The 13,860-nt window shown below is 66.2% G+C and carries 12 protein-coding genes and 1 riboswitch; of the genes, 7 read left to right on the top strand and 5 right to left on the bottom strand.

Annotation, left to right across the window (positions count from 1 at the left end):
* Positions 1-160: 160 nt before the first annotated feature.
* From thiS to KNN16_RS00105, 5 genes are all read right to left on the bottom strand, one after another.
* The gene (gene thiS / locus KNN16_RS00125; RefSeq protein ID WP_299287505.1) at positions 161-388 is read right to left on the bottom strand and encodes a sulfur carrier protein ThiS; all 228 of its coding nucleotides are present in this window, start codon (positions 386-388) and stop codon (positions 161-163) included.
* A gap of 4 nt (positions 389-392) precedes the next feature.
* Positions 393-1,544 (bottom strand): glycine oxidase ThiO, encoded by a 1,152-nt coding sequence (gene thiO / locus KNN16_RS00120; protein WP_299287507.1) that lies wholly within the window; start codon positions 1,542-1,544, stop codon positions 393-395.
* Positions 1,545-1,663: 119 nt separating this feature from the next.
* Positions 1,664-1,778: riboswitch (TPP riboswitch) on the bottom strand.
* Positions 1,779-1,819: 41 nt separating this feature from the next.
* Complete coding sequence (locus KNN16_RS00115) at positions 1,820-3,070, bottom strand: hypothetical protein (protein WP_303897960.1); 1,251 nt, start codon at positions 3,068-3,070, stop codon at positions 1,820-1,822.
* Between the two features lie 66 nt (positions 3,071-3,136).
* Positions 3,137-4,819 carry a methylmalonyl-CoA mutase gene (locus KNN16_RS00110; protein WP_303897959.1) on the bottom strand — a complete coding sequence of 561 codons (1,683 nt, stop codon included), beginning with the start codon at positions 4,817-4,819 and terminating at the stop codon, positions 3,137-3,139.
* Positions 4,820-4,949: 130 nt separating this feature from the next.
* Positions 4,950-5,516: a nitroreductase gene (locus KNN16_RS00105; protein ID WP_299287513.1), complete on the bottom strand. Its 567-nt coding sequence runs from the start codon at positions 5,514-5,516 to the stop codon at positions 4,950-4,952.
* 443 nt (positions 5,517-5,959) lie between these two features.
* On the opposite strand from KNN16_RS00105, the gene KNN16_RS00100 reads away from it, so the two are divergent.
* The 7 genes from KNN16_RS00100 to KNN16_RS00070 all read left to right on the top strand — a co-directional run bounded on the left by KNN16_RS00100 (position 5,960) and on the right by KNN16_RS00070 (position 13,856).
* A complete protein-coding gene (locus KNN16_RS00100) occupies positions 5,960-6,697 on the top strand; it encodes a metal-sulfur cluster assembly factor (RefSeq protein WP_303897957.1) in 738 nt (245 codons plus the stop codon).
* The gene (locus KNN16_RS00095) at positions 6,694-7,725 is read left to right on the top strand and encodes an amidohydrolase family protein (protein WP_303897955.1); all 1,032 of its coding nucleotides are present in this window, start codon (positions 6,694-6,696) and stop codon (positions 7,723-7,725) included. Before KNN16_RS00100 ends, KNN16_RS00095 begins: the two co-directional genes overlap by 4 nt.
* A gap of 102 nt (positions 7,726-7,827) precedes the next feature.
* Positions 7,828-8,871: an NAD(P)-dependent alcohol dehydrogenase gene (locus KNN16_RS00090; protein WP_303897954.1), complete on the top strand. Its 1,044-nt coding sequence runs from the start codon at positions 7,828-7,830 to the stop codon at positions 8,869-8,871.
* A 15-nt stretch (positions 8,872-8,886) separates the two neighbouring features.
* Positions 8,887-9,771, top strand: a complete 885-nt coding sequence (locus KNN16_RS00085; protein WP_303897952.1) for a xanthine dehydrogenase family protein subunit M — start codon at positions 8,887-8,889, stop codon at positions 9,769-9,771.
* A 51-nt stretch (positions 9,772-9,822) separates the two neighbouring features.
* Entirely contained in the window at positions 9,823-10,377 is a 555-nt protein-coding gene (locus KNN16_RS00080) for a (2Fe-2S)-binding protein (protein ID WP_303897950.1), read from the top strand.
* A gap of 28 nt (positions 10,378-10,405) precedes the next feature.
* Positions 10,406-12,757, top strand: coding sequence for an aerobic carbon-monoxide dehydrogenase large subunit (locus KNN16_RS00075; protein ID WP_303897949.1), 2,352 nt, complete (start codon positions 10,406-10,408; stop codon positions 12,755-12,757).
* Positions 12,758-12,866: 109 nt separating this feature from the next.
* Positions 12,867-13,856: an XdhC family protein gene (locus KNN16_RS00070; protein WP_303897947.1), complete on the top strand. Its 990-nt coding sequence runs from the start codon at positions 12,867-12,869 to the stop codon at positions 13,854-13,856.
* Positions 13,857-13,860: the final 4 nt, after the last annotated feature.

Genomic DNA, 13,860 nt, shown 5'->3' with positions numbered 1-13,860 from the left:
GCAGAAGCAAAGGCCGCGGCGAAAGATGTTCCTGCAGGCATAGATGCCGAAATGAAGCTCGGCTTACGTAAGGGGCTTCAGCCCCACATCTTCGCCTTCGATAGCCCAAAGTCGCGGCGCAAGCCGCTCTTGCCCCGACAGGCCCACGGTTTACGGGGCCTCATCCGCCGGCCACCGCGTGGACAATCTCCACACGGTCCCCCGGCTGAAGGGCGACGCGCTCCCATTCGGAACGCGGGATCACCGTGGCGTTGACCGCCACCGCGATCCCCGGCCGGTCCGGGTCCAGGCCCAGGCGGGCCAGCAGGTCCCGGATGGTCCCCGGCTGATAGGGATAGCGCTGCCCGTTGACGGTCAGGATCGCCTCCGACGTCCCCGTGCGCTCCATCGCTTCACCTCCCGGATCCCGAAGGGGCAACCGGCGCCCTGGATCGAAACCGCTCCAGGGTGAAGGGCCTGGCGATGTCGGGGAGCTCCCCCCGGGCGATCAGATGGTGGATCGCATAGGCGGTGATGGGAGCCAGCAGGATGCCGTTGCGGTAGTGCCCGGTAGCCAGGATCAGGCCCTCCACCGCCGTCGGCCCCAGGATGGGCGCGTCATCCCGGCTCCCCGGCCGGAAGCCCACCCACATCTCCACGATGGGCAGCTCGTCGATGCCTGGCAGGATCTCCCAGGCCCCCCGCAACAACCGGAAGATGCCCCCCGCCGTCAGATTCGCGTCGAACCCTTTCTCCTCCACCGTGGCCCCGATGAGCAGCCGCCCATCCCGTCGAGGCACCAGGTAGGCGTCCGGCCCCCAGATGACGTGCCGGATCAGCGGGGCCTCCGGGGGCATCTGCACGGCCAGCATCTGGCCTTTGACGGGGCGGACCGGCGGGCGGACCTCCTCGGGGAGACCGGGGATCTGGGCGGACCACGCCCCGGCGGCCAGGATGACGGTGCGGGCCTCCAGGAACCCCCGGGCCAGGCGCACGCCCAGGACCCGGTTCTCATCGATCACGATCCCGGTGACCTCCGTGTGCTCCCGCAGGCGCCCCCCGGCGCGCCGGAAGGCTTCGATCAGCGCCCGGGCGACCTTCCGGTTGTCCACCTGATGATCCTGCGGGCTGTAGATGGCGGCCACCACAGATCGGGAGAGGTGCGGCTCCATCCGCCGCGCCTCGTAGCCGGAGAGCCACTCCGTAGGCAACCCCTGGCTCCGCTGGAATTCATAGAGGAACTTCAATCGTTCCGCGTCGTCCCGATCCAGGGCCACCACCAGGGTGCCTTCGTCCCGGTAATCCACCGGGATACCGGAGGCGGCCTCCAGCTCCCGGGCGAAGTCCGCCCACATGTCGCGGCTGGCCCGCAGCAGGGGCAACAGCCCCTCCTCGCCGGGCTCCGCCTCGGCATAGGGGGCCAGCATCCCGGCCGCCGCCCAGGTCGCCCCCAGGCCCGCGCCCCCGCGCTCCAGGAGGGTGACCGGATGCCCGGAGCGGGCCAGGAACCAGCCAATGGAGAGCCCGCAGATGCCGCCTCCGACGATCACAATCTCCTCGGTCATCGCTTCGCTCCTATCCTTCGTAAGGACAGAGCCCTGTAAAGTCGCTTTCCCGTTGCGGATCTCCGGGCGAAGTCCGGGCGAAGGGAGCAAGGGAGCCGAAGGAGGCAGAAGGGGTGGGATCTGCGGCGCGCCCGCTTTCCCTCCGCCGGCATGATCCGGATCAGGTTCGAGGGGTCGGCGGCGGATTCGGCCGCCCTCTCAGCCCGGCTCACCCGGACTCCCCCAACGGACCCGCGCCCATGCGGAGTTCTAACCCCTTCCGCCCGCGACGTCAACTATTGAAGGGGCTCCCCCAGGGCGCGGCGCAGGCCGGCAAGGTCGGTGATGAACAGCATGCGGAAGAGGAAAGCGCGCAGGGAGGGGCTCTGGGCCCACAGCCGGCGGACCCGCGGGCCGATGGGGTCCTCGGCGCCGGCCGCCCCCTCCTCCGCGGCGTAGGCCCCGTAGAAGGCGAAGTAGGCCTGGTTCAGCTTCCGCAGGGCGTAACCGTGGGCGACGAAAACCCGCCGACGGGCTTCCATATAGAGCTCCGCCCGGCGGACCTCGCCCTGGGCCAGCAGGCGTTCCACCACGGTGCGGGTCTTCGCCAGCTCCCGGCCGAAATCGAAGGCCGGCCGTTCCGGGGGAGCCGGCGCGGGGGCCGCGTCCGCCGGCGGAGACGGGAGATCCTCGGGGTAGAAGCGGGCCAGCCAGGCGCGGCCCATGGCCTTCCCGGCCAGATCGGCGACGGTCTCGTTGATGGTGCGGGCCTCCGGACGATCGTAAAACCACCCCAACGGCCCCATGAAGAGCCAGTGATGGGTCCACTCGTGCGCGATGATCTCCGTGAGCTCGGGCAGCCCGGTGGCCTCCATGATCATCGCCGGGTAGAAGGCCAGGCCGCCCAGGGGCACCACCAGGGAGGAGAGGTTGAGCTGCCCATCCACCCGCCGCTCTAGGCGATCCATCTCGTCGGCGGTGAGGTCGGCCCGCAGGGGGAAGGAGGTGGTGAGGGCGATGCGCTCCCGCGGGGAGAGGACCAGCAGGTTCGGCATGGCCGTCAGGCGGATCTGAACGGGGGGGATCGGCTGGCCCAGGAGGGCCAGCCCCTCCTGGGCCAGGATCACGCCGAGCTGTTCGGAGAGGATGGCCTCGGCCAGAGGACGGAGGGCCTGGGCCCGCCCGTGGGCCGCTTCCCACTGCCTCCGGAGCGCGGCGATCGCCTCCGGTTCCGGCGGGGTCGGCGCGGACACCTCCCGTTCCAGGGCGGCCGCCGCCTCCCGGGCCTCCGACAGGCGCTGGAGGTAGCGCCGCACCGCCCGGCGCTGGGTCTCGTCGTCCAGGAAGGCCTGAGGGTTCGCTACGGAGAGAAGCAGCTTCTCCGCCCAGGCCTGAAGGGCCCATTCCGGGAAGTAAAAGCTTTCCCCCTGAAGCAGGAGGGTCAGACGGGTCTCCAGGGAACGGGAGGGCTCGGAGGCCGGGAGGCTCAAGGTGAGGAGGGCGACCAGCCCCAGGCTTAGTCCGATGCGGAGCCAGCGAACGCCCATAAAGGCATCCCCGATGGTCGCGGATCCTTCCCCCGGCCGGCGCTTCCCCGCTCTGCGGGATCCGGCTCAGATGATCAGCGGCTCCTGCCAGGTCCCCCAGACGGCCTTGAGGGCGCGGGTGATCTCCCCGAGGGTGGCGTAGGCCTTCACCGCCTCCAGGATGTAGGGCATCAGGTTCTCGTTCTCCTTGCGGGCGGCCTCCTGGAGGGCAGCCAGGGTTTGCCCCACCCGCTCGTTGTCCCGCTCCATGCGCAGCTTCTGCAGGCGCGCCCGCTGCCGGCGCTCCCCCTCGGGATCCATCTGGAGGATGGGCGGCTTGACCTCCTCCTCCTCCACGAACTCGTTCACCCCCACGATGATGCGGCGCTTCTCGTCGATCTCCTTCTGGTAGCGATAGGCGGCCTCGGCGATCTCCCGCTGGAAGAAGCCCGCCTCGATGGCGGGGATCACCCCGCCCAGCTCCTCGATCTTGCGGAAGTATTCGTAGGCCTGCTGCTCCAGGCGGTTGGTCAAATATTCCACGTAGTAGCTGCCCCCCAGGGGGTCGACGGTGTTCGTCACCCCGCTCTCGTAGGCGATGACCTGCTGGGTGCGCAGGGCGAGCTTGGCGGCGAACTCGCTGGGCAGGGCCAGGGCCTCATCCAGAGAGTTGGTGTGAAGGGACTGAGTGCCCCCCAGCACGGCGGCCAGGGCCTGAATGGCCACCCGGATCACGTTCACGTAGGGTTGCTGGGCGGTGAGGGTGCAGCCGGCGGTCTGGGTGTGGAAGCGCAGCCACCAGGAGCGCGGGTTTTTGGCCCCGAAGGTCTCCCGCATCTCCCGGGCCCAGATCCGGCGGGCGGCCCGGAACTTGGCGATCTCTTCGAAGAAATCGTTGTGGCAGTTGAAGAAGAACGAGAGGCGGGGCGCGAAGGAATCGATGTCCAGCCCTCGCCGCAGGCACCAGCGGACGTATTCGAAGCCGTCGGCCAGGGTGAAGGCCAGCTCCTGGGCCGCCGTGGCCCCCGCCTCCCGGATGTGGTAGCCGCTGATGCTGATGGGGTTCCACTTCGGCACGTATTTGGAGCCGAACTCGATCATGTCCACGACCAGGCGCATGGAGGGCTCCGGCGGGAAGATCCACTCCTTCTGGGCGATGTATTCCTTGAGGATGTCGGTCTGGGTGGTCCCTCCGATCTGATCCCATGGGATGCCCCGCTTCTCCGCCACGGCCAGATACATCGCCCAGATGATGGCCGCCGGCCCGTTGATGGTCATGGAGGTTGTGATCTGATCCAGGGGGATGCCGTCCAGGAGGATCTCCATGTCCAGCAGGGAGGAGACGGCGACCCCGCACTTGCCGAACTCCCCTTCGGCCATCGGGTCATCGGTGTCGTAGCCGTAAAGGGTGGGGAGATCGAAGGCGATGGAGAGGCCGGTCTGGCCGTGCTCCAGCAGATATTTGAACCGGGCGTTGGTCTCCTCGGCGGTGCCGTAGCCGGCGAAGAGGCGCATGGTCCAGAGACGGCCCCGATACATGGTGGCGTGGATGCCACGGGTGAAGGGGTATTCGCCGGGGAACCCCAGGTCGCGCAGGTAGTCGAAGTCGGGGATGTCGAGGGGCGTGTAGAGGCGGTTCACCGGCTCCCCGGAGACGGTGGTGAAGGTCTCCTGGCGCTCGGGCATGCGGGCCAGCCATTGCTGAAGCGTGGTTTCCTCCCAGCGGTCCCGCGCGGCCGCCAGCTCCCGGAGCTTCTCCCGATCGAACATGGCGCCCTCCTGCCCGGAATCTCTTGCGGCGAGGCTTATCGCCATTATAAGCGGAGGAGAGAGAGGCAACAAACGATCGTCCGGTCTCCCCTCCGGATGGGAGGCGGTGGGGGCGAAGGGGCTCCGACGCTCAGGGCCATCCCCGCCACTCGGTCACCTCCTCGATGGGGCGGCGGGGGGTCTGGCGGGGCGGCGCATCGGGGGCCGGGTAGCCCAGATAGATGAAACCCATGAACTGGGCGTCCTCAGGGAGGCCCAGCCAGCGCAACAGCGAGGGGTGATAGGCAGTCTCTCCGGTGCGCAGATAGGCTCCCAGGCCCATCCCGTGGGCGGCGAGCAGGATGTTCTGGATAGCGGCGGCGGTGGCCACGATGTTCTCGTGGGTCTCGATGGGGTCGCGGCCCTTGAGGCAGGCCACGGCGATGATCACCGGCGCGCGATGGGGCTTGGCCCGCTCCCGGTTCAGCTCCTCCTCGGTGGCCTCCGGCTTGACCGTGCGGAGGATCTGCGCGAAGACCTCGCCCAGCTCGTCCAGGGCGGGGCCGGTCAGCACCACGAACCGCCAGGGCTCGGTCAGGCGGTGGTTGGGCGCGCGCACCGCAGCCCGCAGCAACGTCTCGATCTCCTCTCGACGCGGCCGCTCCGGCCGCACCTTCCCGACCATGCGACGGGTCATGATCGCTTCCAGGACGTCCATCACCGCCTCCCTCCATGGAAGGGCTTTCCAGCGCCCGGCCTCGCCCCAGGGGGACCTGCGGCCGGAACCCTGGAGCGGCGAGCGCCCTCCTTGATCATCCCCGCATTCCGGATTTCTGTCGAAAAGCGGCATAAGCGGCGCGCTCCGGAGCGCCCGGGGCCTTTTCGCCCCTGTTCGCGAAACCCACCATCTGGATCCGATGGACCTCATTTTGCTCTAAACTTTACAAAGTTGTTATAAATTTCACAGATAAATTTCCTTAAACCTTGACAAATTGTATTGATTTGCTTTATCATAATAGTGTCTGTGGTTCCCTTTTTGGGGCTCCGTGGGGCTTCCAAGGTCAGCGTCCTCGACGGCTCCTCCCTGCCGGTCTCTACGGGTCTACAGGTAGTCCCCACGGTCTCGATAGGAGGGGTCCCAACAGGTTGAAGGAGGGGCCCATGGTGGAGCCGGCGCAGGCCCAGCTCTGGCGAGCGCTGGATCGTGTTCTCGATCCTGAGCTGGATCGATCCATCGTCCGGCTTGGGTTTGTGGAGGCGGTGGCGGTGGAGGGCTCATGCGCCCTCGTGACCCTCCGTCTGCCCACGTTCTGGTGCGCCCCCAACTTCGTGTTCATGATGGTGGAGGACATCCGGCGCGCGCTCCTCGAAGTGGAAGGCATCCACACGGTTCGGATCCGGCTGCTGGATCACTTCGCTTCGGAGACCATCGAGGCTGCCGTTCAGGATGGGCGTTCCTTTGAAGAGGCTTTCCCCGGAGAGGCGCAGGGCTCGCTGGATGAGCTTCGCCAGTTCTTCCGACGCAAGAGCTATCTGAGCCGTCATTTCGCCCTCCTGCGCGCGCTGCGCGCCGCGGGTTTCTCTCCTGCGGAGATCTGCGCGATGCGGCTGGCGGACCTCCTTCAGAGGGAGGGGACTTGGTGGGCCCGCCGGGCAGATGGGACGCTGGCGCAGATCGAACCCGGGGAGGTGGTCTCCCGCTATTTGGAACGCCGACAGGAGCTGGGCCTTGACAGCCGCCCGGAAGCCCCCTTGATGCTGGATCCCGAGGGAACCCCGATCCCCATGGAGTCCCTGGAGGACTACCTGCGGCGTAGCCGCGCCAGCTTTTTAAATTTCAGGTCCAATGCATTCCTCTGCCAGGCCTTGCTGGCCAGCCGGAAAGGAGGTGCTCCATGATCCGCGTGAATGGACAGGAGATCTTCGTGATCGACGGACACATGCACTTCTGGGATGGGAGCCCGGAGAACTGGCGAAACAAATACGGGGAAGGCTGGATGCTATGTTTCTACGATTACCACAAGGCCCTCAGCCCCGCCGATTACGTCTGGCCCTTCGATAAATACTGCAAATACGATGAGGAGACGTTGATCCGGGACCTCTTCCTCGAAGGCTATGTGGACATGGGGATCTTTAACTCCACCTATCTCACCGAGTTCTTTAAGAACGGTTTTAATACCCATGTCCAGAACTACGTCCTCAAGCAGAAGTATCCCGAGCGCTTCATCCTGTGCGGCACCTTTGATCCCCGCTGGGGGGAGAAGGGACTGGATGAGTTCCGGCGGATGATCGAGGAATACCCGATCCAGGGCCTGAAGCTCTACACGGCGGAGTGGCGCGGGGAGTCCCGGGGCTGGCGGCTGACGGACCCGATGGCCTATCGCTATCTGGAGCTCTGCCGGGAGCTGGGAATCCGTAACATCCACGTCCATAAGGGCCCGACGATTTATCCGCTGAACAAGGACGCCTTCGACGTGCACGATGTGGATCAGGCAGCCTCCGATTTCCCGGATCTGAATTTCATCGTGGAACACTGTGGTCTGCCGCGCCTGGACGACTTCTGCTGGATCGCGACGCAGGACAAGAACGTCTACGCGGGCTTGGCGGTGGCCATCGCCTTCATTCATTCCCGCCCGCGTTACTTCGCCGAGATCATCGCGAACCTCCTCTACTGGCTGGGACCGGATCGGATCCTCTTCGGCAGCGATTACGCCCTCTGGTCGCCCCGCTGGATCATCGAGAAGTTCATCGCCTTCGAACTGCCCCCGGATATCAAGGAGGAATACGGTGTCGATCTGACGCTGGAGACCAAGCGCAAGATCCTGGGGGAGAACGCGGCGCGCCTTTACGGGATCGACATCGCTGCCCAGCGGGAAAAGCTCCAGCGCGATCCCATCGGCCAGCGGCTGGCTGCTCAGGTGGCGTAAACCCGGATGGATGGAAGGCCCCCAAAAGGAATTCAGGGCCCAAGGCATGATCCGCAAGGATATCCTTGGGCCCTTTAAGATCATTCATCTCGGAGGTCAGCCATGAAAGCGGCCCGCCTCTACCAGTATGACCCGCATTTGAACGTCCAGCTGCAGATCGAGGAAGTTCCGGAGCCGAAGATCACCCATCCCAACGAGGTCATCGTCCGCATCGGGGCCGCCGGCCTCTGCCGAACCGACCTGCATATCATCGAAGGGGTCTGGCGGAGCATTCTGGATCCGGATGGCAAACTGCTCCCTTACATCCCTGGCCATGAGAACGCCGGCTGGGTGGAGGAGGTGGGAAGTGCGGTCACCTCTGTGAAGCCAGGGGATGCGGTGATCTGTCACCCATTGCGCACATGCGGGGTGTGCCTGGCCTGTCGCCAAGGCGAGGACATGTATTGCGAGAACAGCACCTTCCCCGGCCTGAACGCCGATGGCGGGTTCGCGGAGTATCTGGTGACCAATGAGCGGGCCCTGGTGAAACTCCCCGAGGGCGTGACCCCCGCGGATGTGGCTCCCCTGGCCGACGCCGGCCTGACCGCCTATCGGGTAGCCAGGCGGGCCGCCAAACAGCTCCCGCCGGGGACGTTCTGTGTGATCGTGGGGATCGGCGGGCTGGGCCACATCGCCCTTCAGGCGCTGCGCGCCCTCTGCAGCGCCCGCATCATCGCCGTGGACATCTCCGAGGCCGCCCGCCAGCTGGCCCAGGAGCTGGGGGCGGATCACGTCCTCCCCGGCGGCCCGGACCTGGTGGCCGAGGTCCGGGAGCTCACCAAAGGAGGGGCCCACGTGGTCATCGACTTCGTGGGGGAGGCCGGGGTTGAGCAGCAGAGCTGGCAGATGCTGCGGCGGGGCGGGACCCACTTCGTGGTGGGCTACGGCGGCAAGCTCGAAGTCCCCACGGTCCAGATGATTTTCAACGAAATGACCATCGCCGGGAGCCTGGTGGGGAACTACACGGAGCTGGTGGAGCTGATGGACCTCAACGCCCGCGGGCTGGTCCGGGTGCACACCCGCACCTACCGCCTGGACCAGATCAACCAGGCCATCGATGACTTCAAGAACCGCCGCTACATCGGCCGCGCGGTGATCATCCCATAGGAAAGGGGGTCAACGATGTTCCCGGCACCTTTCGAGTATGTTGCCCCATCCACCCTCGATCAGGCCATTCGCCTCCTGCAACAACACGGTCCGGACGCCCGGCTTCTCGCCGGGGGGCAGAGCCTGATCCCCATGATGCGCTTCCGGCTGGCCAACCCGAGGGTCCTCATCGATCTCCATCGCATCCCCGGCCTGGACTTCCTGGAAGAGGCACAGGGGGTCCTCCGCATCGGGGCCATGGTGCGCCATCGCACGGTGGAGCGAGCCCCTCTGATCCAGCAACGCTACCCGCTCCTGGCGGACGCGGCACGGGTCATCGCTGACCCCATTGTGCGCAATCGGGGCACCCTCGGGGGCTCCATCGCCCACGCGGATCCAGCAGGAGATTGGGGGGCAGCCCTCCTGGCGGCGAAGGCGGAGGTGGTGATCACCGGCCCCCGGGGCCGCCGGATCCGCCAGCGCGCCATGCCGCTGGAGGAGTTCTTCGTCGGGCCTTTCATGACGGCTTTGGAACCCGGCGAGATCGTGACGGAGATCCGGGTTCCGGCTCCCGGGCCGCGGGAGGCAGGCGCTTATCTCAAAATCGAGCGCAAGGTGGGCGATTTCGCTGTGGTCGCTGTGGGAGTCCAGATCGCCCTCGATGCGGACGGGATCTGCCGGAAAGCAGGCATTGGGTTGTGCGCGGTCGGGCCGACCTCGTTGCGGGCGCAGGAGGCGGAGGAGTGGTTGGTCGGCAAGCGGTTGGATGAGGCTGTGATCGCCCGCGCGGGGGAGCTGGCCGCCGCAGCCTCTCAACCCAACAGCGATACCCGGGGGCCTGCGGAATACAAACGGGACATGGTGCGCGTCCTGACGATCCGGGCCCTCCGGAAAGCCCTGGAGCGCATCCCGGGGGCGTGAGGGGAAGAAGACGGGAACCTGCTCCATCTCGTTGAGATTCGGGAGGGAACGATGCCGGCTCGCAAAGGAAAGCGGACGACCGGAGCGCCGCGAGTGCCCACACGCAAGGCTGCGGAGGCCGTCCGGCCCGCAGCCCGCCAGCGGATTCGTGTGACTGTCAATGGCCGTCCCTACGAAGCGGAGGTGGAGGCGCGCACACTCCTGGTGTATTTCATCCGGGACACGCTGGGGCTCACAGGAACCCATGTGGGCTGTGATACGACCACCTGTGGGGCGTGCACGGTCCTCTTGAACGGGGAGGCAGTCAAAAGCTGCACCATGTTCGCCGTCCAGGCCGACGGGGCAGAGATCATGACCGTGGAAGGCTTGGCGAAAGACGGCGAGCTGCACCCCCTGCAGAAGGCATTTTGGGAACACCATGGCCTCCAGTGTGGGTTCTGCACGCCCGGTATGCTGATGGCCGCCTACGCCTTCCTGAAAGAGAACCCTCGCCCCAGCGAGGAGGAGATCCGCATCGCCATCTCCGGCAACCTGTGCCGATGCACAGGATACATGAACATCGTCAAAGCCATCCAGCACGCCGCGCAGGAGATGGCCGCCCGCTGAACATCATCCTGTCGCTCAGGAGGTCGTCATGACGACCACAGGGCAAGCTCACGCCGTTCTGGGCCATCCAGTTCGACGGAAGGAGGACATTCGGTTCATCCAGGGCCGTGGACGCTACCTGGATGATATCGTGCTGCCCCGCATGGCCTACTTGGCCCTGGTGCGCAGTCCCCACGCTCACGCCCGTATTCGATCCATCCGCACGGATGCCGCGAAAGCGATCCCCGGCGTGCTGGCGGTGATCACCGGGGAGGATTTGGAGGAGCTCGGCCTGGCCTGGATGCCCACCCTGGCCGGGGATAAGCAGATGGTCCTGGCGGTGGGCAAGGTGCTCTTCCAGTATCAGGAGGTCGCCGCGGTGGTGGGGGAGACCCGGGAGGCAGCGGTGGATGGGGCCCAGGCGGTGGAGGTGGATTACGACCCCCTCCCGGTGGTGGTGGATCCCTTCCGGGCGCTGGAGCCGGACGCGCCGGTTCTGCGAGAGGACCGGGAGCAGAAAACCAACCACATCTGGCACTGGGAGGTGGGAGATCGGGAAGCTACCGAAGAGGCCCTGCGGCGCTCCGATGTGGTGATCCGGGAACGCATCCGGTTCCAACGGGTCCATCCGGCCCCGCTGGAGCCATGCGGCTGCATTGCGGACTTCGATCGGATCACCGGCCGCCTGACCCTTTATGTAACCTCCCAGGCTCCTCATGCTTACCGGACGTTGCTGGCCCTGGTGACCAAGCTCCCCGAGCACATGATCCGGGTGATCTCACCGGACATCGGTGGGGGATTTGGAAACAAGGTGGCGGTCTACCCGGGCTATGTGTGCGCCGTGGTAGCCTCGATGATGCTGGGACGCCCGGTGAAATGGGTGGAGACACGCACGGAGAACCTGACCTCCACTTCCTTCGCTCGGGATTACCATATGATGGTGGAGCTGGGAGCCACCCGGGAGGGGAAGGTGACGGCCTTGCGAGTGAAGACCATCGCAGACCATGGCGCCTTCGACGCCTCGGCAAACCCCAGCCGTTTCCCCGCCGGGCTGTTCAGCATCTGCACGGGCTCGTATGACTTCCCGGTGGCCTTCGCCGAGGTGGATGCCGTCTACACCAACAAGGCCCCTGGCGGGATCTCCTACCGCTGCTCGTTCCGGGTGACCGAGGCCTCTTACCTGATCGAGCGGGCGATGGACATCCTGGCGGATGAGCTGGGGATGGACCCGGCGGAGCTGCGGCGGCGGAACTTCATCCCGCCGGAGAAGTTCCCTTATCGCTCGGCTCTGGGCTGGACCTACGACAGCGGCAATTACATAGCGGCCCTGGACCGGGCCCTGGCGCTGATCGGCTATGAGGAGCTCCGGCGGGAACAGGAGGAGCGTCGGCGTCGGGGCGAGCTGATGGGCATCGGCATCTCCTCCTACACGGAGATCGTGGGGGCCGGGCCGAGCCATACCTTCGACATCGCCGGCCTGAAGATGTTCGATAGCTGCGAGATCCGGGTCCATCCCACCGGCAAGATCCTGGCCCGCTTCGGCACCCGTCATCAGGGGCAGGGCCATGAGACGACCTACGCCCAGATCGTCGCCCATGAGCTGGGGGTCTCAGTGGAGGATGTGCTGGTCGAGGAAGGGGACACCGACACCGCCCCCTACGGCCTGGGGACCTATGCCAGCCGCAGCACCCCCACGGCAGGGGCAGCGGCAGCCATGTGCGCCCGCCGCATCCGCGAGAAGGCCCGTAAGATCGCCGCTCATCTGCTGGAGGCGGCGGAAGAGGACATCGTCTGGGAGGAAGGGCGCTTCATCGTCCGGGGCGTCCCCGGAAAGTCCGTGACCTTCCCTCAGGTGGCCTTCGCCGCCTACACCAACCCACCTCCGGGGATGGAACCGGGTCTGGAAGCTGTTTACTACTACGACCCCCCGAACCTCACCTTCCCCTTCGGAACCTATGTTTGTGTGGTGGACATCGATAAGGGGACCGGACAGGTGAAGGTCCGGCGGTTTGTGGGCGTTGACGATTGTGGGACGGTGATCAACCCGATGATCGTGGAGGGCCAGATCCACGGCGGTCTCACGGAGGGCTTCGCCATCGCCTTCATGCAGGAGATCGCCTACGATGAGAACGGCAACTGCCTCTCCTCGAACTTCACGGAATACCTGATCCCCACCGCCGTGGAGACGCCGCGGTGGGAGCTGGACCGCACAGTGACGCCGTCCCCGCATCACCCGCTGGGGGCCAAGGGGGTGGGCGAGTCGGCCAACGTGGGCTCCCCGGCCGCCTTCGTCAACGCCGTGGTCGACGCACTATCCCATATGGGGGTGCGTCACATCGACATGCCGATCACCCCGTGGAAGATCTGGAAGATCCTACGGGAACATGGGATCACCGAATGAATATAGAAAGCGCGGGGGTGGGGCGGATGCTTCAGACGCCTGCCCCATCCCCGGCCGGATAGGCAGGGTAACCTATTCCACTTCCACTAAGGATTGAGGATGACGTCCGATGAGCTGGCGTCTGAGCGGGGGGCTTCGGCTGGATGAGCTGATCCGGGATCTGGAGGCGCGTGGGGAGGCGTTCGTGATCGCCACAGTGGTGCGCCGGCAGCCTCCGGTATCGGCGCGCGTAGGGGATCGAGCGGTGATCACCGCCGATGGACGGATCTACGGTTGGGTGGGCGGGGGCTGCGCTCATGATCTGATCCTCCGGGAGGCCCAGGCCGTGCTGGCGAGCCGCCGACCGCGCCTGCTGCGCATCACACCGGAGGCGAGCGGGGAGGACATCGAAGAAGAAGCCCGCACCGTGGCGACCATGGCCTGCCCCAGCCAGGGGGAGTTGGAGGTCTTCCTGGAGCCATGGGTCCGGGAGCCGCAGCTGTTGATCTTCGGGGAATCCCCCCTGGCCCAGGCCCTGGCCGTGTTCGGCCAGGCTTTGGGATACGAAGTCACCCGGGTGGTCCAGCGAATGTCCTCTCCGGAGGAGACATCGGGGATCCGGCTCACGCCTCTGGAGGCCATGCCTGCTTTCGCCCCGAACGACGAGCTCTATGTGGTGGTGGCCTCGATGGGCCACTACGACGAGGAAGCCTTGGCGGCCGCCCTGCGCACCCCTGCCCGCTACATCGGCCTGGTGGCCAGCCGCCGTCGGGCCCAGGCGCTCCTTAACTTCCTGCAACAGTCCGGGTGGTCCGAAGCGGACCTGGGGCGGATCCGGGCGCCGGCCGGCCTGAACTTGGGGGCCGTGACCCAGGAGGAGATCGCCCTCTCGGTGATGGCGGAGATCATGCAGGTGCGCCGGCAAGCCATGGCTGAGCCGATCACGCTTCCGGAACCCAGCCCAGCACGGGCCCGGGACCCGGTTTGCGGGATGGAGGTGGAGATCCCTACGGCTCGCCACGCAACGGATTGGGAAGGGCAACGTTTCTACTTCTGTTGTGCTTCCTGCCGGCAGGCCTTCCTGGCCGACCCCACCCGCTACCTAGCGGCAATGGGATAAGAGG

The sequence above is a fragment of the Thermoflexus hugenholtzii genome (assembly GCF_018771565.1).
Taxonomy (GTDB): Bacteria; Chloroflexota; Anaerolineae; order Thermoflexales; family Thermoflexaceae; genus Thermoflexus; species Thermoflexus hugenholtzii_A.
Note: the sequence above shows the minus strand (reverse complement) of the source record. Positions and strands in the feature narration are given on the sequence as shown.